The sequence below is a fragment of the Kribbella voronezhensis genome (assembly GCF_004365175.1).
GTDB lineage: Bacteria > Actinomycetota > Actinomycetes > Propionibacteriales > Kribbellaceae > Kribbella > Kribbella voronezhensis.
The window spans coordinates 4,086,080-4,108,859 of the sequence record NZ_SOCE01000001.1 but is presented as its reverse complement, the minus strand read 5'-3'; the positions used below and the strand labels follow the sequence as shown (position 1 = coordinate 4,108,859).

24 protein-coding genes are annotated in these 22,780 nt (G+C 68.3%); 14 read left to right on the top strand and 10 right to left on the bottom strand.

What is annotated here, in order from left to right:
* The first annotated feature begins 14 nt into the window (after nucleotides 1-14).
* From EV138_RS19025 to EV138_RS18995, 6 genes are read left to right on the top strand one after another with little or no spacing between them, the layout of a single operon-like run.
* Entirely contained in the window at nucleotides 15-836 is an 822-nt protein-coding gene (locus EV138_RS19025; protein ID WP_133980217.1) for a CoA transferase subunit A, read from the top strand.
* Nucleotides 829-1,791 carry a CoA-transferase subunit beta gene (locus tag EV138_RS38665; RefSeq protein ID WP_202866763.1) on the top strand — a complete coding sequence of 321 codons (963 nt, stop codon included), beginning with the start codon at nucleotides 829-831 and terminating at the stop codon, nucleotides 1,789-1,791. The genes EV138_RS19025 and EV138_RS38665 overlap by 8 nt, the downstream gene beginning before the upstream one ends.
* Nucleotides 1,784-2,839, top strand: coding sequence for a maleylacetate reductase (locus EV138_RS19010; RefSeq protein WP_133980216.1), 1,056 nt, complete (start codon nucleotides 1,784-1,786; stop codon nucleotides 2,837-2,839). Before EV138_RS38665 ends, EV138_RS19010 begins: the two co-directional genes overlap by 8 nt.
* Nucleotides 2,836-4,041 (top strand): thiolase family protein, encoded by a 1,206-nt coding sequence (locus EV138_RS19005; RefSeq protein ID WP_133980215.1) that lies wholly within the window; start codon nucleotides 2,836-2,838, stop codon nucleotides 4,039-4,041. Before EV138_RS19010 ends, EV138_RS19005 begins: the two co-directional genes overlap by 4 nt.
* On the top strand, nucleotides 4,038-4,925 hold the full coding sequence (locus EV138_RS19000; RefSeq protein ID WP_133980214.1) for an intradiol ring-cleavage dioxygenase: 888 nt from the start codon (nucleotides 4,038-4,040) through the stop codon (nucleotides 4,923-4,925). Before EV138_RS19005 ends, EV138_RS19000 begins: the two co-directional genes overlap by 4 nt.
* Nucleotides 4,922-6,694 (top strand): FAD-dependent oxidoreductase, encoded by a 1,773-nt coding sequence (locus tag EV138_RS18995; protein WP_133980213.1) that lies wholly within the window; start codon nucleotides 4,922-4,924, stop codon nucleotides 6,692-6,694. The genes EV138_RS19000 and EV138_RS18995 overlap by 4 nt, the downstream gene beginning before the upstream one ends.
* Here EV138_RS18995 and EV138_RS18990 read toward each other — a convergent pair.
* Together EV138_RS18990 and EV138_RS18985 are read right to left on the bottom strand one after the other, a co-directional pair.
* Nucleotides 6,650-7,915, bottom strand: coding sequence for an alpha-amylase family glycosyl hydrolase (locus EV138_RS18990; protein WP_133980212.1), 1,266 nt, complete (start codon nucleotides 7,913-7,915; stop codon nucleotides 6,650-6,652). The two genes, EV138_RS18995 and EV138_RS18990, sit on opposite strands and share 45 nt — an antisense overlap.
* Before the next feature lie 258 nt (nucleotides 7,916-8,173).
* The gene (locus tag EV138_RS18985; protein ID WP_133980211.1) at nucleotides 8,174-8,446 is read right to left on the bottom strand and encodes a hypothetical protein; all 273 of its coding nucleotides are present in this window, start codon (nucleotides 8,444-8,446) and stop codon (nucleotides 8,174-8,176) included.
* 205 nt (nucleotides 8,447-8,651) lie between these two features.
* Here EV138_RS18985 and EV138_RS18980 point away from each other — a divergent pair, with 205 nt between their 5' ends.
* From EV138_RS18980 to EV138_RS18970, 3 genes are read left to right on the top strand one after another with little or no spacing between them, the layout of a single operon-like run.
* Nucleotides 8,652-9,149, top strand: a complete 498-nt coding sequence (locus EV138_RS18980; RefSeq protein ID WP_133980210.1) for a SigE family RNA polymerase sigma factor — start codon at nucleotides 8,652-8,654, stop codon at nucleotides 9,147-9,149.
* Between the two features lie 23 nt (nucleotides 9,150-9,172).
* Nucleotides 9,173-9,961: a hypothetical protein gene (locus EV138_RS18975; protein ID WP_133980209.1), complete on the top strand. Its 789-nt coding sequence runs from the start codon at nucleotides 9,173-9,175 to the stop codon at nucleotides 9,959-9,961.
* Complete coding sequence (locus EV138_RS18970) at nucleotides 9,961-11,043, top strand: hypothetical protein (protein WP_133980208.1); 1,083 nt, start codon at nucleotides 9,961-9,963, stop codon at nucleotides 11,041-11,043. The genes EV138_RS18975 and EV138_RS18970 overlap by 1 nt, the downstream gene beginning before the upstream one ends.
* On the opposite strand, the gene EV138_RS18965 is transcribed toward EV138_RS18970, so the two are convergent.
* Nucleotides 11,040-11,708 (bottom strand): TrmH family RNA methyltransferase, encoded by a 669-nt coding sequence (locus tag EV138_RS18965; RefSeq protein WP_133980207.1) that lies wholly within the window; start codon nucleotides 11,706-11,708, stop codon nucleotides 11,040-11,042. The two genes, EV138_RS18970 and EV138_RS18965, sit on opposite strands and share 4 nt — an antisense overlap.
* Nucleotides 11,709-11,732: 24 nt before the next feature.
* On the opposite strand from EV138_RS18965, the gene EV138_RS18960 reads away from it, so the two are divergent.
* Nucleotides 11,733-12,398, top strand: a complete 666-nt coding sequence (locus EV138_RS18960; RefSeq protein ID WP_238158223.1) for a DedA family protein — start codon at nucleotides 11,733-11,735, stop codon at nucleotides 12,396-12,398.
* Here EV138_RS18960 and EV138_RS18955 read toward each other — a convergent pair.
* The 7 genes from EV138_RS18955 to EV138_RS18925 form a co-directional block, all read right to left on the bottom strand.
* The gene (locus EV138_RS18955) at nucleotides 12,369-12,773 is read right to left on the bottom strand and encodes a hypothetical protein (RefSeq protein WP_133980206.1); all 405 of its coding nucleotides are present in this window, start codon (nucleotides 12,771-12,773) and stop codon (nucleotides 12,369-12,371) included. The two genes, EV138_RS18960 and EV138_RS18955, sit on opposite strands and share 30 nt — an antisense overlap.
* Nucleotides 12,774-12,882: 109 nt before the next feature.
* A complete protein-coding gene (locus tag EV138_RS18950) occupies nucleotides 12,883-15,873 on the bottom strand; it encodes an AfsR/SARP family transcriptional regulator (protein ID WP_133980205.1) in 2,991 nt (996 codons plus the stop codon).
* A gap of 349 nt (nucleotides 15,874-16,222) precedes the next feature.
* A complete protein-coding gene (locus EV138_RS18945; RefSeq protein ID WP_133980204.1) occupies nucleotides 16,223-17,026 on the bottom strand; it encodes a LemA family protein in 804 nt (267 codons plus the stop codon).
* Nucleotides 17,027-17,084: 58 nt separating this feature from the next.
* A complete protein-coding gene (locus EV138_RS18940) occupies nucleotides 17,085-17,768 on the bottom strand; it encodes a type III secretion system chaperone family protein (protein WP_133980203.1) in 684 nt (227 codons plus the stop codon).
* 9 nt (nucleotides 17,769-17,777) lie between these two features.
* Complete coding sequence (locus tag EV138_RS18935; protein ID WP_133980202.1) at nucleotides 17,778-18,473, bottom strand: hypothetical protein; 696 nt, start codon at nucleotides 18,471-18,473, stop codon at nucleotides 17,778-17,780.
* Complete coding sequence (pyrE, locus tag EV138_RS18930) at nucleotides 18,473-19,018, bottom strand: orotate phosphoribosyltransferase (protein ID WP_133980201.1); 546 nt, start codon at nucleotides 19,016-19,018, stop codon at nucleotides 18,473-18,475. The genes EV138_RS18935 and pyrE overlap by 1 nt, the downstream gene beginning before the upstream one ends.
* A gap of 18 nt (nucleotides 19,019-19,036) precedes the next feature.
* The gene (locus EV138_RS18925) at nucleotides 19,037-19,666 is read right to left on the bottom strand and encodes a class E sortase (RefSeq protein WP_133980200.1); all 630 of its coding nucleotides are present in this window, start codon (nucleotides 19,664-19,666) and stop codon (nucleotides 19,037-19,039) included.
* 134 nt (nucleotides 19,667-19,800) lie between these two features.
* Between EV138_RS18925 and tdh the strand changes: the two genes are divergently transcribed.
* Genes tdh through EV138_RS18905 form a run of 4 tightly spaced genes read left to right on the top strand, consistent with a single transcriptional unit; the run spans nucleotide 19,801 to nucleotide 22,749 of the window.
* Nucleotides 19,801-20,850: an L-threonine 3-dehydrogenase gene (tdh, locus tag EV138_RS18920; protein WP_133980199.1), complete on the top strand. Its 1,050-nt coding sequence runs from the start codon at nucleotides 19,801-19,803 to the stop codon at nucleotides 20,848-20,850.
* Nucleotides 20,850-22,028 carry a glycine C-acetyltransferase gene (locus EV138_RS18915; protein WP_133980198.1) on the top strand — a complete coding sequence of 393 codons (1,179 nt, stop codon included), beginning with the start codon at nucleotides 20,850-20,852 and terminating at the stop codon, nucleotides 22,026-22,028. Before tdh ends, EV138_RS18915 begins: the two co-directional genes overlap by 1 nt.
* 41 nt (nucleotides 22,029-22,069) lie before the next feature.
* Nucleotides 22,070-22,345, top strand: coding sequence for a ribbon-helix-helix protein, CopG family (locus tag EV138_RS18910; protein WP_133980197.1), 276 nt, complete (start codon nucleotides 22,070-22,072; stop codon nucleotides 22,343-22,345).
* Nucleotides 22,345-22,749, top strand: coding sequence for a type II toxin-antitoxin system VapC family toxin (locus EV138_RS18905; protein WP_133980196.1), 405 nt, complete (start codon nucleotides 22,345-22,347; stop codon nucleotides 22,747-22,749). The genes EV138_RS18910 and EV138_RS18905 overlap by 1 nt, the downstream gene beginning before the upstream one ends.
* Nucleotides 22,750-22,780 lie beyond the last annotated feature (31 nt).

Genomic DNA, 22,780 nt, shown 5'->3' with positions numbered 1-22,780 from the left:
AGCCGCGTCCAGCTATGACAGTTCCGCTGGCTGATGCCATTGCCGAGCACGTGCACGACGGCGACACCGTCGCGCTCGAAGGCTTCACGCACCTGATCCCGTTCGCCGCAGCCCACGAGATCGCGCGGCAGGGGCGGCGGCAGCTGACCCTGGTGCGGATGACGCCGGACCTGGTGTACGACCAGCTGATCGGTCTGGGCGTCGCTGACAAGCTGGTGTTCTCCTACGGCGGCAACCCGGGCGTCGGCTCGCTCCACCGGCTTCGCGACGCGGTGGAGAACCACTGGCCGCACCGACTCGCAGTACAGGAGCACAGCCACGCAGGGCTCGCCAATGCGTACTCCGCCGGAGCCGCCCGCCTGCCCTTCGCCGTACTGCGCGGCTACCGCGGCACGGATCTCGAGGAGCAGCGCGACATCATCTCCCGGGTCACCTGCCCGTTCACCGGAGAGGAGCTGGCCGCCGTACGCGCTGTGAACCCGGACGTCACGGTGATCCACGCACAGCTCGCGGACCGCGATGGCAACGTGATGCTCTGGGGTATCACCGGCGTGCAGCGAGAAGCGGCGTTGGCGGCCAAGCGCGCGATCGTCACGGTGGAGGAAGTGGTCGACAACTTCCCAGAGCACACCGGCGCGGTGATTCTGCCGAACTGGGTGCTGGCAGCTGTTTGCGTGGTACCGAACGGCGCCTGGCCTTCGTATGCGGCCGGCTACTCGGTGCGCGACAACGACTTCTATCTGGAGTGGGACAAGATCTCCCGCGATCGCGAGGCCTTCCTGGACTGGGCTGCCGCCAACGGGCTTCCCGCGGGGAAAGAGGACACGCATGTCTGACTGGGACAGCGCCGACATGATGAATGTCGCCGCGGCACGTGAGCTGAAGAACGGCGACGTCTGTCTGGTCGGGGTCGGACCACCCAACCTGGCGGCGAATCTGGCCCGGCGGACACACGCGCCGAACTGCCGGCTGGTCTACGAGTCGGGCGCGATCGACGCGAAGCCCAGGCGGCTGCCGCTGTCGATCGGGGACGACGATCTGGCCGCGACCGCGATCGCGGTGGTGTCCGTCCCCGAGATGTTCAATTTCTGGGTGGGCGCCGGGCGGATCGACGTCGGGTTCCTGGGGGCCGCGCAGATCGACCGGTTCGGCAACATCAACACGACCGTCATCGGAAGCCACGCCCATCCGACCACCAGGCTGCCCGGTGCGGGTGGCGCGCCGGAGATAGCGGCCGCGGCGGGCCGGGTGATCGTGATCGTGAAGCAGTCGCCACGGACGTTCGTCGAACAGGTCGACTTCGTCTCCTCGGTCGGCTACGGCCCGACCGGCCGAGAGCGTCGCACCCCCAACGGCGATGACCGGATCGCCGGTCCAGCCGGCACCGGGCCAACCGCCGCCAGTCCGATGGGCGCCGGGCCGATGGGTGCCGGGCCAACGGGCGCCGGGCCGATGGGTACCGGGCCAACGGGCGCCGGGCCGATGGGTACCGGGCTAACGGGCGCCGGGCCGATGGGTGCTGGGCTAACGGGTGCCGGGCTAACGGGTGACGGGCCGAGGGGTGCTGGGCCGACCTTGGTGATCACCGATTACGGCGTACTGGAGCCGGATCCGGAGACCAACGAGTTGACGATGACGCGCCTGCATCAAGGCGTGACCGTCGAGGCTGCTCGCGAAGCGACCGGCTGGCAGCTGAAGGTTGCCGACGGCATCCAAGACGTCCCTCCCCCGACCGAGACCGAACTGGCCGCCCTGCGCAGCCTCCGCAACCGGGAGACCGCCGATGCCTGAGCCCTTCGTACACGTCGGACTGCCGAGCCGGATCGTGCTCGGCCCTGGCGCGTTGGACAATGTCCCGAACGAGGTGGACCTGCTCAAGATCGCCAAAGTGCTGTTGATCGCCACGAAATCGGTGCGCAACGAGGCGGATCTGCTCGAACTTGCATTGCAGGACCGGTTCGCCGGCCGCATCGACGGAGTGAAGCAGCACGTCCCGGCGGAGCGAGCGGAGGCTGCTCGCGCCAAAGCCAGAGAGGTTGATGCAACGGGCATCATCGCGATCGGCGGCGGTTCGGCGATCGGCCTGGCGAAGGCGATCGCGCTGACCTCCCAGCTGCCGATCATCGCGATCCCGACCACCTACGCCGGTTCTGAGATGACACCGGTGTGGGGCGAGACGGCAGACGGCGACAAGACGACGGGCACCGACCTCGCAGTACTGCCGAAGACCGTTGTCTACGATCCGTTGCTGAGTCGGCGACTCCCCCTCGACATCACCGCTGCCAGCGTCGCCAACGCGTTGGCCCACTGTGTCGAAGCGACCTGGACTGCCAAGGCCGACCCGATCACCGAAGTCACCGCGGTAGAAGGAGTCCGGGCTCTCCGCGAAGGCCTGCAAGCCGTCCTCACCATGCCGACGGATTTAGATGCCCGCAGCAACCTTCTGTACGGCGCCTCGCTGGCCGGCTCGGCTTTGGCTAGTGCGGGGACCGGGATCCACCACAAGCTCTGCCACCTGCTCGGGGGCGCCTACAACCTGCCCCACGCCGAGACGCATGCCGCTGTCCTTCCGCAGGTCGCGCGACACAAGGCGATCGGACGGGCGAAGCAAAGACTCGAAGCCGCACTCAAGGCCGAGGACCTGGCCGCTGGACTCTTCGACCTGTTCACCGAGGCGCGGGTGCCGACCAGCCTGAAAGAGCTCGGATTGACCGAGGACCAGGCTCGCGACGCAGCCGACAGGTTCGCGGCAGCCCATCCCGAGGAGGACAAGAAGGTCATCACCGACATCCTCCTGCGCGCTTGGTCGGGTACCAGACCTGAAGGAGGCACCCGATGAAATCCGCCTACCTGCTGGACGCCGTGCGGACGCCTGTCGGGAAGCTTGGGGGCGCGTTGTCCGGGGGGCGGCCGGACGACCTGGCGGCCGTGACGTTGCAGGAGCTCCTCCTCCGCAACCCCGGGCTCGACCCTGCGACGGTCGAGGACATCTTCCTCGGCAACGCCAACGGCGCCGGTGAAGAGAATCGCGATGTCGCCCGGATGGCGGCCCTGCTGGCCGGCTTCCCGACGAGCACTCCCGGTACGACGGTCAACCGGCTCTGCGGCTCCGGACTGGAGGCAGCGATCCAGGCGGCCCGCGCGATCGAGACCGGCGACGCGAAGCTGGTGATCGCCGGCGGCGTGGAGTCGATGAGCCGGGCACCGTGGGTCCTACCCAAGCCGGACAGGGCGTTCCCGCACGGAAGCGTCACCGCGGAGTCGACCTCACTCGGCTGGCGACTGATCAACCCGCGGATGCCGACGGAGTGGACGATCTCCCTCGGCGAGGCGACCGAACTACTGGCCGAGCGCTATCACGTCGAGCGCGAGGCGCAGGACCTCTTCGCGCTGGAGAGCCACGAGAAGGCCGGAAAGGCTTGGGCAGCCGGCAGATTCGAGGACGAGGTCGTTCCGTGGGAGCACCTGGCGCCCATCCTCCCCCGAGGAGCCGGCGCCCTGGAACGGGACGAGTCGATCCGCGACGGCGGCACCCCTGAGGTGATGGCGAAGCTCAGGCCGGCCTTCAAAGAGGGCGGCACGGTGACGGCCGGAAACTCGTCGACACTGAACGACGGAGCTTCCGCAGTACTGATTGCCGATGAGGCGACAGCGCAGGGGCTCGGGATCGCGCCGCTGGCGCGGATCGTCAGCCGGGCGGTGCACGGGGTCGAACCCCAGTACTTCGGGATCGGTCCGGTCGAGGCGTCGCGCAAGGCACTGGCCAAGGCCGGGATCGGCTGGGACGACCTGACGCTCGTCGAACTCAACGAGGCGTATGCGGCGCAAAGCCTTGCCTGCTTGGGGGAATGGCCCGAGCTGGACCGCGAGAAGGTGAACGTGAACGGCGGAGCGATCGCGCTGGGGCATCCCCTCGGCAGCTCCGGTACCAGGATTCTGACCACGCTCGCGCACGAGTTGCGCCGGCGTGGTGGCGGCTACGGCCTGGCGACGCTGTGCATCGGCGTCGGCCAAGGCCTCGCGATGGTCATCGAGGCATGAGGAGCAACTGGATGGACCTGGAAGGCAAAGACCTGACCGACGCGGTGGTGGCGAGCTTCGACGGCAGCCCCGATGACCGCACCAAGGTCGTGATGGGCGCGCTGGTCCGGCACCTGCACGCGTTCGCCCGGGAAGTCGATCTGACCGAGGAGGAATGGTTCAAGGGCATCGACTTCCTCACCCGAACCGGACACAAGTCGACCGGCACCCGGCAGGAATTCGTCCTGCTGTCCGACGTGCTGGGCCTGTCGATGCTGACCGTCGGACTCGCCAACCGGACTCCGCCGGGCGTCACCGAGTCGACCGTCTTCGGGCCCTTCTTCGTCGAGGGATCGCCGGAGATCGAACTCGGCGGCGATTTGTCCAACGGGGCTCCCGGACAGCCGTGCCTGGTGAGCGGGCGGGTCCTGGACACCGAGGGCCGGCCGATCGCGGGTGCACTGGTGGAGACCTGGCAGGCCGACGAAGACGGCTTCTACGACGTACAGAAGGACACCGACGGCCCGCAGAACCGTGGGCATCTGACAACGGATGCCGCGGGCAACTATTCGTTCTGGGCGGTCCGCCCGGTCGCCTACCCGATCCCCGACGACGGACCCGTCGGCGAGTTGCTCCGGGCCGGCGGTCGCGGACCGATGCGGCCTGCGCACATCCACTTCATGGTGACCGCGCCTGGGTTCTCCCGGCTGATCACACATGTGTTCGCGGCCGGGGACGAGCATCTGCACGACGACGCCGTGTTCGGCGTGAAGGACTCGCTGATCGCCGAGTTCACCGAGCATCCGGCCGGGACCGCTCCGGACGGCCGTGAGCTCCAGCAGCCTTTCAGCACGGTCCGGTACGACCTCGTGGTCGCCACCACCGAGGAGACTCACGCGCTATGACCGAAGGATTCGAGACCGATGTCCTGATCATCGGAAGTGGCCCGGCGGGTGGGGCCGCCTCGCTGTTCCTGTCCAGCTACGGCATCGACAACGTCGTCCTGACTCGCTACCGCTGGACTGCGAACACCCCGCGCGCCCACATCACCAACCAGCGCACGGTCGAACTGATGCGCGACATGGGCATCGAGGACGAGATCACCGGCAAGGGGACCTCGCACGAACTGATGGGCCAGACGGCCTTCTGCACCAGCCTCGCCGGTGAGGAGATCGGCCGGATCCGTACCTGGGGCACGCATCCGCAGCGGCTCGCGGACTACACCGAGGCGTCGCCGACGTTGCCGTGCGACCTGCCGCAGACGTTGTTCGAGCCGATCCTGGTCAGTACCGCGGCCGCCCGCGGTGCCCGGATCCGCTTCGACACGGAGTACTTGTCGCTGACGCAGGACGCGGACGGCGTCACCGCGAGAGTGCGGGACCGGCTGAGCGGTTCGGAGTACGAGATCCGGGCGAAGTACCTGATCGGCGCGGACGGCGGCCGGAGCAAGGTTGCCCAGGACATCGGGTTGCCGATGGCGGGCGCGATGGATCTCGAAGGCTCGATGAACATCGTCTTCGAGGCCGACCTGTCGAAGTACGTCGCGCACCGGCCGAGCGTGCTCTACTGGGTGCTCCAGCCGGGTGCCCAGATCGGCGGGATCGGCGCCGGCCTGGTCAGGATGGTCCGGCCGTGGAACGAGTGGCTGGTCGTCTGGGGCTACGACATCAGCCAGCCCGCGCCCGTGGTCGACGAGGCGATGGCGACCGAGATCGTGCACAACCTGGTCGGCGACGACACCATCGACGTCAAGCTCAAGGGCACGTCGGTCTGGAGCGTCAATCACATGTACGCCGAGCAGACGTCGGTAGGCCGGGTGTTCTGCATGGGCGACGCGATCCACCGGCACCCACCGAGCAACGGCCTCGGCTCGAACACCTCGATCCAGGACGCCTACAACCTGGCCTGGAAGCTGGCGCTCGTCCTCAAAGGCCAGGCCTCGCCTCGATTGCTCGACACGTACGACGCGGAGCGCGCGCCGATCGCCAAGCAGATCGTCGATCGGGCGAACAAGAGTCGCACCCAGTTCGGTCAGATCTTCCGCGCGCTCGGGATGACGCCGGACGCCCCGGCCGGGCGGACGATCGACTCGCGCAAGGACGACACGGCCGAAGGCGCCGCCCAGCGGGAGGAACTGCGGGAGGCGATCAAGCTCAAGGACTACGAGTTCAACGCGCACGGGGTGGAGCTCGGGCAGCGCTACCAGTCGGCGGCGGTGATTCCGGACGGTACGCCGGAACCCTTGTACGATAAGGATCCTGAGCTCTACTACCACCCGACGACCTGGCCCGGCGCACGCATCCCGCACTGCTGGCTGACCCGCGGGACCGAGACCGTGAGCACGCTCGACGTGGTCGGCAAGGGTCGTTTCACCTTGCTCACAGGCATCGGCGGTGACGCCTGGATCAAGGCCGCCGAGGTCGTCTCCGAACAGCTCGGAGTGGAGCTCGAGCCGTTCGTGATCGGTCCCGGCCGCGACCTGGAGGACCTGTACGGCGACTGGGCCCGGCTTCGCGAGATCACGGACACCGGCTGCCTCGTAGTACGGCCCGATGCTCACATCGCCTACCGGGCAAGCACTGTCGATGCGGACCCGACCACTGCACTGACCGAGGCCTTCGAAGGACTGCTAGGGCGACGTCAGGATCCGCCAGCTGTGCGGAGCGACCAGTAGCGGCTCCTCCGGTAGCGGCGAATGGTCTGGTTGAGCAGCGATGACGAGGCCCGCCACTTCGACCGGGAAGTGGTAGGCCTCGTCGCCGACGTTCAGGAGCAGCAGTAGCTGGCCGCGTGCGTCACCAGATCGCAGGGCGAGCGCCTTGTTCGTCAGGTGGACGACCTTCGTCCGCGACCGCGTCAGCCACGCGTTGCGACGCCGTACGCCGATCAGCCGCTGGTGCAGCCGGTAGGTCGTCCAGTCGGCGTCCGCGAGCTGGTCCGGCTTCTCCGGGAACTCGGGCCGGACGGCGTCGTCACCACCGACCCGGTCCTCCTTGAGTCCGGTCATCGCCTGCTCGTCGCCGTAGTAGACGCTCGGGATCCCGGCGACACCGAACAGGATCGCGAGCGCGTGCCCGAGATGCCGGTCGTCGTCGAGCTTCGTGGCGATCCGGGTGACGTCGTGGTTGCCGACGAACGTCTGCGGCACCATCGGGTCGACCACGGCCTGGTGGCGCTCCAGCGCGTAGGCGAGCTCGAAGAAGTTGCCGTCGTTCAGCGAACTCCAGATCGCCTTCCACAGCTCGTACTGCGTGACCGAGTCGAGCGTGCTCGTCGCGGCATAGCCGGCGTAGTCGCCGTGGATCAGCTCACCGACGAACCAGGCCTCGGGGTAACGTTCGCGCACCTGCGCCAGCACGCCCGCCCAGAACTCCGGCGCCACCGCGTACGCCGCGTCGAGCCGCCAGCCGTCGATGCCGCGCTCGAGCCAATGGCACATCACGTCCACCACGTACTCGCGGATCTCAGGCAGCTCGTGGTTGAGGACCAGCAGGTGCTCATGGCCCTCGAAGAAGACCTGTGCGCCGTCGGGGTGGCGGCGGAACCACTCCGGCTTCGCCGCGAACGATCTCGCGACGTGGTTGAACACGCCGTCCAGGACTATGCGCAGGCCGCGCGCCTTGGCTGCCGCGACGAGCCGGTCGAAGTCCGCGTAATCACCCAGCCGGGGATCGATCTGAAAGTGGTCGACCGTGTCGTACCCGTGCGTCTCCGACTCGAAGACCGGGCCGAGGAGCAGGCCGGAGCAACCCAACTCGATCGCGTAGTCGAGCCAGTTCTCCAGGCGCGGCAGGCGATGCACGACCCGCCGACCCGCCGGCGCGGTCGCCTCGGCGCCGGTGAACCCCAACGGATACACATGCCACCAGATCGCATGATCAGCCCACAGCGGCATCCCAGCTCCTCCCGAACGAGAACACCACAGTAGTCACCCACCCACGCAACTCCTGCGTCACTGCTCCCCACCCCCAGCCACGGCGCTCCTCCGTCGCACCTTCCGCTGCCTTGCTCAAGCGTTTCCCGTGAGGCACCAGGTTGTAGTTCACCCGTGGGAGAGCTATCCGTTGCAGCCGCTGGGATCGGCTGGTGCTCGTTTGCGGCAATCGCACATCCACCAGCGCCGACCCGAGCAAACCTCGCAGGAGGGCAAGCGTCAGCTGGCGGCGTTGAGGAAGTTGGGGCGGGCCTCCTCTACCAGGGCGGCCATTTCGGCGGTTTCGGCTTCCAGGAGTTTCAGGTAGGCGAGTCGGGACTCGTCGGTGCGGGCCGTGGCGGCGGCGGTGGAGATGGCCTGGACGGTGGCGACCTCGTGGACGAGTGCGCCCCAGATCTCCTGTAGTTGCTCGATGGACGCCGGGCGCGCGTAGGCGACCTGCGGGATCTCGTCGAATTCCGACGCACGGCGGACATGCAGATTCGAACTCATGGATTGCCCCCATTGGGAATAGTTGCCTCAACTGCCTCACAGCTCGAAGAACTCCCCAATCCTTCGTACCTAGCTGCTCCAACGGCGCTCGGCACCTCGGAGTTACGGCCCCTGAGCCGGCAACTTTCTCGGCACCGACTGCAACAAGACCGCGCACCGCGGACTCTTACCCCTTCGACAGCAGTTCGGCGACGGAAGGGTGATCGTGAGTGCCGATCTCGAAGAGTTCAGCGAATTCGCCGCCGCACGCGGTACGCAACTGTTCCGGATGGCGTATCTACTGGCCGGTGACCGGCATGCGGCCGAGGACCTGACCCAGACCACGCTCGGCAAGCTGTACGCCTCCTGGTCAAGGGTCCGCCGCGCCGACAACCCGGTCGCCTACAGCCGCACGGTGATGGTCCGCACCTACGTCGCCTCCCAGCGCAGGACAAGGCTGGAGCGACCGACCGCCGAAGTACCGGACAGCGGCCGGCACGGCGAGGACACCGCGCTGCGACTGACCCTGTTCAGCGCGCTGGCCGAGCTGCCGGGCCGCGACCGGGCGATCGTCGTACTGCGCTATTGGGAGGACCACAGCGTCGAGGACACCGCCACGATCCTCGGCGTCAGCTCCGGCACGGTCCGAACCAGGAGTCAGCGAGCCCTCGGCAAGTTGCGGCAGCGGCTCGGCACCGAAATCAGCGAATTGAGCGGGCGATGAGCCCGGGACCGGAAGGACCTCTGATGGGTTTCGAGACCGAACTCAGCGAGCGGCTGCACGCCGAGACCGATGACGCCGTCGTCGATCTCGATCAACTCCTGACCGGAAGCGTTGCCTATGGCACCAAGCTCGTACGCCGGCGGCGGGTGACCCGGATCGTCGCGGGTGCGGCCTGTGTCGCCGCGCTGGGCGGAGCCTTCGCCTACGCCGGGACGCTGAACAATCCTGCCGGCGGCAAGATCCCTCCGGCCGCAACGGTCACCGCGACCCGCCCCGAGAAGCAGGTGCCGATCACTCCGCAGGCGGCGCTCGCGGTACTGCTCGAGTTGTTGCCCAACTCCGACCTCGCCGTCAACCGGCGCGGGGGCTTCGACGGCATGGGCACGGTCCGTGGGATCTATGCGACGGCCGACTACGGCACCGCCGTACTGCGGCTTGAGATCGTCAAGAACACGGTCCCGTACTCGTGTGCCGCGTACGAAGCCGGCTGCAAGGTGGTTCGCCTTCGGGACGGATCGAAGCTTCGCCTGCTCACCGCGATCGTGGGCGGTGGTCAAGGCGAGAAGGACATCCAGCAACTGCAGGCCAATCTGAGCCGCGAGGACGGGTTCAGCCTCGACCTGATCGCCTACAACAACGCACCGGCCCAACCGGCAATCACGCTTGTTCAGTTGCAGGCGATCGCGACCAGCACGCGCTGGCAACCCCGTCTGGACCAGTCTTTCGTTGCCAAGAGCGAGCACCTGTTCCGGCCACGCCTGGTCACCGAACCGTCCATACCGCAGTCCATCAACTCCCCTGGAGCCAACTGATGAAGCTCGCCCTGACCGTCGGCTTGTCCGCCACCGCGTTGGTCCTCACCACCGGCCCTGCGATCGCGGCAGCCAGCGACTGGCATGAAACACCGACCGGAGTGGACGCGCTGCTCCCCTACAGCATCTCGGCCGGCGGCGGCGCCCTCTGGACCGTGGGCGCGATCGACACCAGGGACGACTTCCAGCCAGTCGCAGCACGCTGGGTGAACGGGAAATGGCAGACAACCCCTCAGCCGGCCGGCCACGGTCGACTGAGCGATGTCGCCGTCAGGACAGCCGACGATGCCTGGGCGGTAGGCGCCCGGTGGGCTCCAGGCGAGCTGTGGTCACAGCTACTCGTCCAGCACTGGAACGGGAAGGCGTGGAAGCAGGTCCCCGGTCCCACCCTCGCCAGGGAGGGCGGCAGCGAGTTCTACACCGTCGCGACCCAGGGCGGTCAGGTGTGGGCGGCCGGCAGCGCGCCAGGGCCGACAGAGGGCTCCAGCGACGGCATCGTCTACCGGTACGACGGGAAGCGGTGGATGGGCGTCAACGACGCGATCAGCGCCGCATCGCTGTTCATCTACGACATCGCCCCGCTCAGCCGCACCGACGTCTGGATCGCTGCCGAGAACGGGATCAAGCACTACGACGGGCAAGGCTGGAAGGACGCTGCGCTGCCCGGTGGTCCGTCCCCCGCGGTACATCTGCGCGGTCTCGCAGCGGTCAGCCCGTCCGACATCTGGGCGGTCGGCCATCGAGAAGATCCCGTGTTGCGGAGGCGTCCGCTCGTCTACCACTTCAACGGCAAAGTGTGGTCCGAGGTGCCGACACCTGCTGATTCGGGCGAACTCTGGTCGGTCAACCTGGTGAAAGGCCAACCGGTGGCCGTCGGTGAGAGCCCGCACGGACCGTACTTGTTGCGGATGACCGGGACGGGATTCGTCCGGCAGCCTGACCCGGCCGGAGCAGGGCTGCTCTTCAGCTCGACCGTCACCGGCGGGCGGCTCTGGATTGCCGGCAAGGCAGCCGACAACAATGCCGCCTACGTCGGCTTCAGCAGGTTGGGTGTGCCTGCGGCTCTGGCGACGGGGCGTTAGGGCTTTTGGCCGAAGGCGTGGCGGCGGATCCACGCGTGCATCGCGATGGCCGCCGCCGCGCTGGCGTTGATCGAGCGGGTGGAGCCGAACTGCGCGATCGACAGGACGTCGGTGCAGATCGCGTGCGCCGCCTCGGTCAGCCCGGGGCCCTCCTGGCCGAACAGAAGGACGCAGGACGACGGCAGTTCGTACGTCTCCAGCGGGACCGAACCGGGCAGGTTGTCGATCCCGATCACCGGCAGCTCGCGCTCTTCGGCGTACGCCGCGAGGCCGGCCAGTTCGGGATGGTGCCGCACGTGTTGGTAGCGGTCCGTCACCATCGCGCCCCGGCGGTTCCACTTCCGGTTGCCGACGATGTGCACCTCCTCGGCGAGGAAGGCGTTCGCAGTACGGACAACCGAGCCGATGTTCAGATCGTGCTGCCAGTTCTCGATCGCGACGTGGAACGGGTGCCGGTGCGCGTCGAGATCCTCGACGATCGCCTCCAGCCGCCAGTACCGGTATTTGTCCACCACGTTGCGCCGATCGCCGGTCGCGAGCAGTTCGGGATCGAGGCGTGGATCGTCCGGCAGCTCACCCTGCCAAGGGCCCACCCCGACCTCCGGCGCGGCGACCAGATCGGTTCCGATCAGGTCGCGGGCTTTTTCGCGATTGGCTTCCTGCATGGGTCGGGACGCTACCCTGTGCCCGTGCTCTTACAGATCGCGATGCTGATGCCGAACTGGATGGACCCGGAATACCTGCTGAACTGGCTGGGTGACTGGTCACTCTGGGGCACGGCCGCGGTCGTCTTCATCGAATGCGGGCTGCTGTTCCCGATCCTGCCCGGCGACTCGCTGCTGTTCGCCGTCGGGCTGTTCATCGCGCGCGACGCGATCAGCGTGCCGCTCTGGCTGGCCTGCGTCATCCTCACCGTCGCCGCGTTCCTGGGCAACGTGTCCGGCTACTACATCGGCCGGGCGCTCGGTACGTCGTTGTTCCGGAACCCGGACGCGAAGTTCCTGAAACCGAAGTACATCGAGCAGACGCACGACTTCTTCGAGCGGTACGGGCCGCGGGCGCTGGTGCTGGCCCGGTTCGTGCCGATCGTGCGCACGTTCATCACGATCGTGGCCGGCGCCGGCCGGATGGACCCGCGCAAGTTCTTCCTCTGGACCGGGATCGGCGCCGTCCTGTGGGCCACCGGCATCACGCTGCTCGGGCACGCCCTCGGCAAGGTGAAGTTCATCCACGACCACCTCGAGCCGGCCCTGGTCCTGCTGGTGCTGATCTCGCTGGTGCCGATGCTGATCGAGTACCTGCTGGCCCGCCGCCGCGGGCGGAACTCAATGGGCGAACGGGAAGTGGGCGTCTGACCAGACGTAGTCGGTGCTGAGCTCGCTCAGTTCCGCTACGCCGACCTGACCACTCGGTAGCGGGCCGACGACCTGGCCGGACCCGAGTGAACACGCCACCCGGATCCGGTCCGCCGCCTGGTACCAGACCAGTGCCCCCCGTGGCACCGCCCCTTCGTGCAGCAGGGCGTGATGGTCGAGCCAGCGCAGTGCGTCGGCCGGATCGTGCCAGCCGCTGTCCTGCGCGTATCCGAACGCCATTCGCTGGAACTTCAGCGACCAGTCCTGCCAGGCCGCCGACCCCACCCGCTCCAGCTGCCAGCTCAACGCGGACTCCGTGTCCCGCGGGTTCGAGACCCACTCGACAGTCCGGCGCTCCACCGCGATCTCCCCCATGGCCGTGCTCCCCCATCCGCCGGCCGTTGCCGAGGCATGCAGAATCTTCACCCGCGCGCATACACCGCCGATACATTCCAACCATCACCACACGAAGAGCTGTGGTGGATCAGCCGGTGGCCTGGTTGGCGGAGGTGAGGGCCGCGAGGGCGTGGCGGGATTCGGTGAGTTTGGTGTCGTTGCCCACCTGTTGCCAGGCACGGACCGCGCGGCTGAGGTAGCGGCGGGCGAAGTCTTCGTTGCCGGTGCTCGCGTGCAGCCGGCCGAGGTGCAGCGCCGCGGCACCCTCGACACTGCGATCGCCGAGCCGGGTGCCGATCTCGATCGCGTCCAGCAGCATCCGGCGCGCTGCTGCTCCTTCGCCGACCAGGATGAGGGCGTGCCCCAGTTCGGCCCGCGTGTACGCCGCGCAGTGGTCGTCACCGAGTCCGTTGAAGATCGCCAGCGACGCCTGCAACTGACGGACCGCCTGCGCGGGGTTGCCCTGCTGCACCCGGAGCCCCGCGATCCCGCGGCGTACCTTGGCGACCCGGTGCACATCGCCTCGGCGTACGCCGATCAGGTACGCCTCGGCCAGATACCGCCCGGCCATCGCCAGGTCGCCGCGCGCCCGCCAGATCGACGCCGCGGCCGTCCGGGCGACCGCCTCGCCGTTGGCGTTCTGCACCTCGACAAAGGCGTCAAAAGCCCGCTCGTACTGCGCAAGCGCTTCGTCCGGCCGACCCCGTTCGCGCAACCACGTCCCGAGCCCGACGGCGCTGACGCCCGTACCCAGTCGGTCGCCGACCTCGGCGAAGATCGTCGCCGCCTCGTTCAGGTGGTACCAGGCGGGCTCCCAGTCGTCGCGGTAGAGCGCGAGCTGGCCGAGGTTGCGGTGCATGATCGCCTCGCCGTGCCGGTTCCCGGACTCGATCGCGCTGGCCAGCCCGGCCTGGTGCGACTCGTTCCAGTCGTCGAAGCCGGCCCGCATGTCGAGGTACGGCCCCCAGCCGGCCGCGATGCGCCAGGCGTACTCGTGCAGCCCGTTCTGCGCCGCGGCCCGGATCGCCGGGACGAACGTGCTCCGATCACTGTCGAACCAGGCGATCGCGTCCGCGTCCGTGAAGGGCGCAGGACCTGGTGACGGCGCCGGACCGGGTTGATCGAGCACCCCGAAGTACACGACCGGCAAGGCGGCGCCGGCCCGCCTGACCTTGTGCAGCAGGGCATCCAGGACCGTCGTGAGGTCCTTGACCGCCTGCGCCTTCTGCTCGTCGTCGCCGACCCCGATCGCGTGCAGCCGGAGCAGATCGTGCACCCTGTACCGCGCTTTGCCGCTGTCGTCGACCGAGCTGATCTGGACCAGGTTCACCTCGATCAGGCGATCCAGACTTCGGCGTACCGAAGCCGGCGAGGCGACCGGTTCGAGCACGCGAGCGGAGAAGACGCCGACCGCGAACCGCCCGATCAGCCGGTAGAGCCGGGCCTCCTCGGCGCTGAGCGAGCCGTAGCTCAGGTCCGCACTGGTCCGTACTGCGAGTTCCCCGATGCTCAGCTCGTCCAGCCGCTGGGTCTCGTCCCGCAACCGCCGGGCGAGCTCAGTCGGGCTCAGGTCGGGGCGCTGCGCCAAGCGCGAGGCAACGATCCGGATCGCCAGCGGCAGGTTCCCGCAGGCCGACAGGATCTCCTCGGCCGCCAGGGACTTGGTGTCGACGCGACCGCTGCCGGCGACGCGCTCCAGCAGCTCGGACGCCTCGCTGTCGTTGAAGGTGTCCAGCGGCATGCTGTCCGCCCCGGCGAGGTCGATCAAGCGGTTGCGACTGGTGACGACCACCGCCGAGGCACCGGTTCCCGGCATCAGTGGCGCGACCTGGCTGGCTGAAGCCACGTCGTCGAGGATGATCAGCACCCGGCGGCTGGCCAGCTCCGACCGCAGCATCGCCGACCGCCGATCCGGGTCGGTCGGTACGGCGTAGTCCGGCATGTTCAGGCTGAGCAGCAGGTCCGTCAACGCACCACCGGCGTCGCGGGGCTGGGTGGCACCGCGCATGTCCAGGTAGATCTGCCCGTCCGGGAACGAGTCCCTGACCAGGTGACCGAGCCGGACGGCCAGCGAGGTCTTGCCGGTCCCGGGCGCTCCCGAGATCACCGCGACCGGCGGACGGACCGGATCACGTCCACAGACCAGATCCCGCAACTGCTCGAGCTTCTGCTTCCGGCCGCTGAAGTCGGGCAGGTCGAGCGGCAACTGACTCGGCGGCCGCTGCGGATCCGAGAGCACCGGCGCTGCCATCGGACCCGGTACTACGTCCTCGCCCGGCGACGGGCGGTTCGCCGTACGGGCTGCTGGGATGCCTGGGTCGGGCCAGTTCGCCGACCGGCCGCTCTCGGCGCGGGCGCCGGCGGCCTGGAGCTCGGGCCCTGGTTCGATGTTCAGCTCGTCCGCGAGGGTCTGGACGGCTTTGCGGTACGCCGCCCGCGCTTCACCGGTCCGGCCGGCTGCCACCAGCGCGTCGACGAGCCGCCGCCAGAGCTGTTCGTCGTACGGGTCCTCGGTGAGGCGCCCACTGAGCAGCACGGCCGCGCCGGTCGCGTCGCCGTACTCGAGCCGCAGGTCCAGCAACCCGTCGACCAGTCCGCGGTACTGCGCTTCGAGCCGGGCGATCGAGCCTTCCCAGGCCGCCGACGTCGTCAGGTCCTCCAGCGGATGACCTCGCCACAGCGTGTAGGCGTGGGACAGCACCTCCATGGCCTGGCGACCCTCACCGACGTCGCGGAGGTGCCCGCCTTCGGCCAGCAGGGACTCGAACCGGCTGGAATCCAGCTCGTCGACACCGACCTCGATGCTGTACCCGGCGGCGGAGGTGTCGATCGGCGCCGGCAACCCGGCTTCCTGCAGGACACCGCGCAGGGCCCGGACGTAGGTGCGGATGTTCGCCGTCGCCGAGCGGGGCGGGCTGCCCTCCCAGAGCGCGTCCGCGATCAGGTCCGTGGAGACGAACCGGTTCGGGTGCAGCAGCAGGGTGGCGAGCAACTGGCGGGGTTTGCTGGCCTTGAGAGGTTCGCCTTTGACCTGACTGAGGCGCAGCGGACCGAGAATCTGGTACTTCAGATTCTCCACTTGGCGACCCTCTCCGACGGTGAACGGCCCCATCGTCACATCCCGGCCCACCCGCCGTGAAGCGCCCGGCGCTGCGATGTACGTCGCGATGTACGGCGGATGTATCCGGCCCCGGCACTGTTGTCCTCGGTACCGGGGGGAGGGCAGGCCCGGGAGTGACGAACGACCATCGTCGCACCCGGGCCTGGAAATGACCTGGGTTCACTGAGCTTCGGCCGCGGGGGCGGGGCCGGGGGGAGTTCGCGAGAGCGGTTCGGGGGACGGCGAAAGGGCCGGAACCGCGCCTTGCGACACGATCCCGGCCGAAGCTCAGGGAATCCGGAAAAACACCGGTGGCAGTGCGGGGGTGTTACTGCCCACCGGTGAACGGCGGTTGGCCGTCCTGCGGTCCGGGGGCACCCGCGGGCGGCCCACCCACCGGCGGCTGACCGGCGTACGGCGACTGGCCCTGCGGCGGGAACTGCGGCTGACCCTGTTGGGGGTAGCCGCCCTGCTCGGTACCGGGCATCTGCGGCTGGATCTGGCCCGACGACTGGTGGCCCGGCTGCATCTGCGGCGGCGCCTGCTCGCCCGCGACCGACCCGATGGTGCCGAACGAGACCTGCGGGACCGAGCGGACCGACTCGTCCTTGACCTCGAAGTAGCCGGCCTTCTCGAACTTGAAGCCGCCCGCGATCAGGTTCGACGGGAACGATTCGACCCGGGTGTTGTAGTCGCCCACGTTCGCGTTGTAGAACCGGCGGCCGGCCGCGATCCGGTCCTCGGTGTCGGTCAGCTCGCGCTGCAGGTTGAGGAAGTTCTGGTTCGACTGGATCTGCGGGTAGGCCTCGACCGAGATCATCATCTGCCGCAGCGCGCCCGACAGCTGCCCTTCGGCGGCCGCCCGCTGCTCCGGCGACGCGCCTTCCGCGCTGACCGCCTGGGTGCGCAGCCGGGCGACCTCCTCGAAAACGTGCCGCTCGTGCGCGGCGAACGCCCGGACGGTCTCGACCAGGTTCGGGATCAGGTCGTAGCGGCGGTGCAGCTCGACGTCGATCTGCCGCCAGGACTCCTGGATCAGGTTCCGCTGCTTGACGAACCGGTTGTACGAAACGATCAGCGCGATCGCCACGATCACCACGATCGCGACAACCACCACGATGACAAGCGTCATTCCCTGCTCCCGAGTCTCGATGATGCTCCCGCGACTCTAACGCCGCCCCGGGTCCGCGTCAGTCAGCTGAACCCCGGGGATCGGTGTTCGAGTAGTCGCGCCAGACGAAGGGTGGGATGAGGTCGGCGATCTGGGTGAGCAGGGTCAGGCGGCGCTCGAGGCCCGCGGGGGTGTGGCTGCCGGCGTACCAGCCGAGCAGGTGTTCGTCGGTGATCCGCCAGCCGATCTCGCCGCGGTCGAGCAGCAGTTCCATCAGGCGCGGATGGATCACCGCGCGGGCGTACCGCTCGTCGGTCGAGGTGATCCGGAAGGTCCGGTTGAAGAGCTCGCTCTCGAACCGGATGTCGTGGCGTGCCTCGACGGGGTTGACGATCAGGTTCTCGTGTTCGACCTCCAGCCACGGCAACGCACCCGGCAGTTGCATGGCGATCACCCCGAACCGGCGCGGCGGTTGGCCCGACCGAACGCTGAACGGCTGGTAGCTGTAGTCGAACGCGATGAACTTGTGGCCGCCCCGCGACCCACGCAGTACGTTCCTGGCCGACTGGTCCTCACCACGGCCGAACGGCTCACCGGGCCATTTGCCGACCAGGCCCGGCTCGTTGGCGTTGAAGGACCACCCTTTGGCCGCCGCCAACTCGCTCACCAGACTCGCCCGGGCCTGGGCGGCGCGCCAACGCCGTACGAGGAACGCGCCGGCGACAACCATCACCAGCAGCGAGAGCAGCGTCGTACCGTCCATCGCTGCAGGCTAACGACTCCGTGGGTCCACCCCGGCGTAGTCGCGCCAGACGTACGGCGGGATGTTGGCGATCACCGATTGCAGGAGCTGGAGGCGGTTCATCACCTCGGTCGGGGTGTGCGGTCCGGCATCCCAGCCGACCAGGGAGTTGCCCTCGATCCGCCAGGCGATCTCGCCGCGGGCGAGCAGGAGTTCCATCATCTGCGGATGGATCACCGCGTGCCCGAAGCGCTGGTCCGCCGCGGTCACCCGGAAGGCCCGGTTGAACTGCTCGCTCTCGAACCGGATGTCACCGAAGCCGAGCGCCTTCGCGACCGCGCCGCCGAAGATGCCTTCGTGGCCGACCTCCAGGTTCGGCAGCGGCGCCGGCAGCTGCATCACCACGACGCCGAACTTGTGCGTCGTGGTGCGACGCTGGCCTTTCCCGTTCGTCGTGTGGGTCTGATAGCTGTAGTCGAAGGCAACCATCGGGTGCCCCTGGAACTGCCCGTTCAGCACGTTCCGCACCCGCCAGTGATCACCGGTCCGGAACGGCGTACCGCCCCACTGGTTCGCCAGCGCGTCGTTCTCCGGCAGGTACGAGAAGCCTTGCTGCGCGGCGAACGCGGCGAAGGCCTCGCGGCGCTTCTTCGCGTTCACGTAGTTGACGTACGCAACGAGCCCGCCGATCGCCAGACCGGCGACGACGACGAGGGCGATCTCCATCAGTCGAGGCCCAGCTCCTCGAGCCCGAACACCGTGCGGTACTCCAGGCCTTCCGACTCCACCTTCTCCCGCGCCCCGGTGGACCGGTCGACGATCACCGCGACGGCGACCACCTCGGCACCCGCCTCGCGCAACGCCTCGACCGCGGTCAGCACCGACCCGCCGGTGGTCGAGGTGTCCTCGACCGCGAGCACCCGGCGGCCCTTGACGTCCGGCCCCTCGATCCGCCGCTGCAGCCCGTGCGTCTTCTCGGTCTTCCGTACGACGAACGCGTCCAGCTTGCGCCCCTGCTGAGCCGCCGCGTGCAGCATCGACATCGCCACCGGGTCGGCACCCAGCGTGAGCCCGCCGACCGCGTCGTACTCCAGGTCAGCGGTGAGCTCCAGCATCGCCGGCCCGATCAGCGGAGCCGCCTCGGCATCCAGCGTGATCCTGCGCAGGTCGACGTAGTAGTCCGCTTCCTTGCCCGAGGCCAACGTCACCCGCCCGTGCACGATCGCCTTGGACTTGACCTGCTCCAGCAACCCATCCCGATCAAAGCTCATGAGCGTCGAGCATACGGGTCAGCTCTTCCTGGTCACCTTGGTGAGGTGGGCGAAAGCGACCGATCGGTCCGGGGAGCGGAAGAGGTCCTGGCAGGTGGTGAGGGTGAGGACCGAGGCGGTCGGTACTTCGGTGGGCTCGCCGGGCACCGGGTCGAGGACCCAGGTGTCGGCCGGCTTGACGGTCAGGTCGCGCGGCGAGGCGTCCAGTTCGTAGGTGTAGACGGCGTCTGCGGTCTCGACGATCACCTCGTCCCCCTTGACCAGGTCGAGCAGCTTCCCGAACGGCGATCCGTGGGTGATTCGGTGCCCCGCGAGCGCGAAGTTGCCGGGCTCCCCCGGCAGTTGGGTGCCCGGGTAGTGGCCGATTCCCTTCGCGAGGTCGTCCTTGCCGACGCCTTCGACGACCGGCTTCTCCCACCCCTTGCCGAACTTGGGGATCCGGAGCAGCACTTCCGGCGTACCGGCTGGTCTTGGTGCCTTGTCAGGGACTTCGGCGGCCCAGCGGTCGCGGAGGTCCCGCTTGCCTTGGTCCATCGTGTGGTTGGCGGTGACGGCCGTTCCGAAGTACTGCCAGCCGACCCAGCCGAGCAGCCCGATGCCGGTCACGAGCAAGGCAGTGCCCAGCCCCCGTACTACGCCCCGTGCCATGCCGCCCAGTATCCCTGCGAGCCCCCGCGACCTTTCGTGCAGGGGAACTGCAAAGCCTGTGTACGACGTGTCGATGGACGCCGGTGGTTGCTCGGGATAACGATGTGGAAGGCAATCTCCTGAGGAGGTACGCGGTGAAAGCGCTGGTCAAGGCCGAGAGCAGGCCGGGACTGTGGTTGCAGGACGTCCCGGAGCCGCGGATCGAGGCGGACGAGGTGCTGATCAAGGTCCTCCGGACGGGGCTGTGCGGGACCGATCTGCACATCCAGAGCTGGGACCCGTGGGCGCAGAAGAACGTGCCGGTGCCGATGGTGACCGGGCACGAGTTCTGCGGCGAGGTGGTGGAGATCGGCGCCGGCGTACGGGATGTCGCCGTCGGTGACATCGTCAGCGGCGAGGGGCACCTGATCTGCGGGCGGTGCCGGAACTGCCGTGCGGGCCGCCGGCACCTGTGCATCAAGACGCGCGGGCTCGGCGTGCACGTGCCGGGCGCGTTCGCGGAGTACGTGAGTCTGCCGGCTCTCAACGTCTGGGTGCACCGGGACCCGCTCGACCTGGATGTCGCCGCGATCTTCGATCCTTTCGGCAACGCCGTGCACACCGCGCTGTCGTTCCCGGTCGTCGGCGAGGACGTGCTGATCACGGGAGCGGGCCCGATCGGGATCATGGCCGCCGCGGTCGCCCTGCACGCGGGAGCGCGGAACGTGGTGATCACGGACCTGTCCGACTTCCGGCTGGAACTGGCCCGCAAGATCGGCGTCACGCACGCGGTGAACGTCGGCGAGCAGAGCATCGCCGACGCGCAGCGCTCACTGGGGATGCGTGAGGGTTTCGATGTCGGGATGGAGATGTCGGGGCAGCCGGCCGCGCTGCGCGACATGCTGGCGAACATGAACCACGGCGGCAAGATCGCGATGCTCGGGCTGCCCGCCGACGAGATCGCGATCGACTGGGGCACGGTCGTACTGAACATGCTGACGATCAAGGGCATCTACGGCCGCGAGATGTTCGAGACGTGGTACTCGATGTCGGTGATGCTGGAGCGCGGGCTGGATCTCGCCCCGGTGATCACGCACCGGTTCGGGTACGCCGACTTCGAGGCCGCCTTCGACGTGGCGCGGCAAGGGCACTGCGGCAAGGTGATCCTGGACTGGACCAAGGCTAGCTTCGAGGGGAATGTCTGATGTTCGGCAAGATGCGCGAAGACCTGGCAGGCACGATCGGTGAGATCCGCGACGCGGGGCTGTACAAGTCCGAGCGGGTGATCACGTCACCGCAGAACGCCGGCATCACTGTTGCCTCAGGCAACGTGCTGAACTTCTGCGCGAACAACTACCTCGGCCTGGCCGACCACCCCGACGTCATCGCGGCCGCGCGGGAAGCCTTGGATCGTTGGGGTTTCGGGATGGCGTCGGTGCGCTTCATCTGCGGCACCCAGCAGATCCACAAGGACCTGGAAGAGGCCTTGAGCAACTTCCTCGGCGCCGAGGACACCATCCTGTACAGCTCCTGCTTCGACGCGAACGGCGGCCTCTTCGAGACGCTGCTCGGCGCCGAGGACGCGGTGATCTCCGACGAGCTGAACCACGCCAGCATCATCGACGGCATCCGGCTGTCCAAGGCGCGCCGCTACCGGTACAAGAACCGCGACATGGCCGACCTGGAAGCGCAGTTGAAGGACGCCGCGGACGCGCGGTACCGGCTGATCGCCACCGACGGCGTGTTCTCGATGGACGGCTACGTCGCGCCCCTGGACGAGATCTGCGACCTCGCCGACCGGTACGACGCGCTCGTGATGGTGGACGACTCGCACGCGGTCGGCTTCGTCGGCCCGGACGGAGCCGGTACGCCGTCACTGTTCGGCGTGAAGGACCGGGTGGACATCCTCACCGGCACCCTCGGCAAGGCACTCGGCGGCGCCTCGGGTGGGTACGTCGCTGCCCGGCGGGAGATCGTCGAACTCCTCCGCCAGCGCTCCCGCCCCTACCTGTTCTCCAACTCGCTGGCCCCCTCGGTCACGGCAGCTTCCCTGAAGGCGCTCGAACTCATCGGCTCCACCAGCGACCTGCGCGACAAACTCGCCGCCAACACCAAACTCTTCCGCACCAAGATGACCGAGGCCGGCTTCGAAATCCTCCCCGGCGACCACCCCATCTCCCCGGTGATGATCGGCGACGCCGCCCAGGCCGCCCGCCTCGCCGACAAACTCCTCGACCTCGGCGTCTACGTCATCGGCTTCTCCTACCCGGTGGTCCCGCACGGCAAAGCCAGAATCCGCACCCAACTCTCCGCCGCCCACTCCACCGAAGACGTAGAACACGCCATAGCCGCCTTCATCCAGGCCCGAGCCGCCCTCAGCTGAGCGGTGCCACCTGCGGTACCAGAAGTGGTACCGTGGGCGGTATGGCCGTGAACCTGAGACTCACCCCGGAAATGGCGTCGGCGCTCCAGGCGGAGGCCGAGCGCACAGGACAGTCGCAGCAGGAGATCCTCCGGGAGGCGGTCAGCCGGCATCTCCACCTGGTTGAGGAAGACCAGTCGGCCGGCGATCGCGATCAGGCGAGGGCGGCTCACGTCGTACGGCCGGCCAGGGTGCCCTATCGCAAGGTGAAACCGCGCCTTCGCCTGCCGGAGGGGACGGACAGTCTGGACCTGTTGGATCGGGACGACCGGTTCTGATGCGCGTCTACCTGGACAGCAGCGCACTGATCAAGCGTGTGATCGACGAGCAGGAGTCCGAAGCACTGGTGACGTTTCTCGATACCCACTACGAGCAGGCGGATCTGCTGGCGTCGTCCTCGTTGGCATGGGTCGAGGTTTCGCGTGCGGTGCTTGCGCGGGCGAGGTCGGCCACCGCAGGACAGCTGATCGAGGATGCGATGTCTGGTGTCGACGAACGGTCGATGTCGGCCGACGTCGTCAGCGTCGCCCGCCGGGTCGAGCCACTCGTGCGGACCCTCGACGCGATCCACCTCGCGACCGCCGTGCTGATCGACGCCGATCTGGTCGTCACCTACGACGATCGCCTGGCCGACGCCTGCCGCCGCAACGCGCTCCCAGTAACAATGCCCGGCCGTGACTGAAGCCCGGCACCTCGCCTGACAGTTGTCGGTG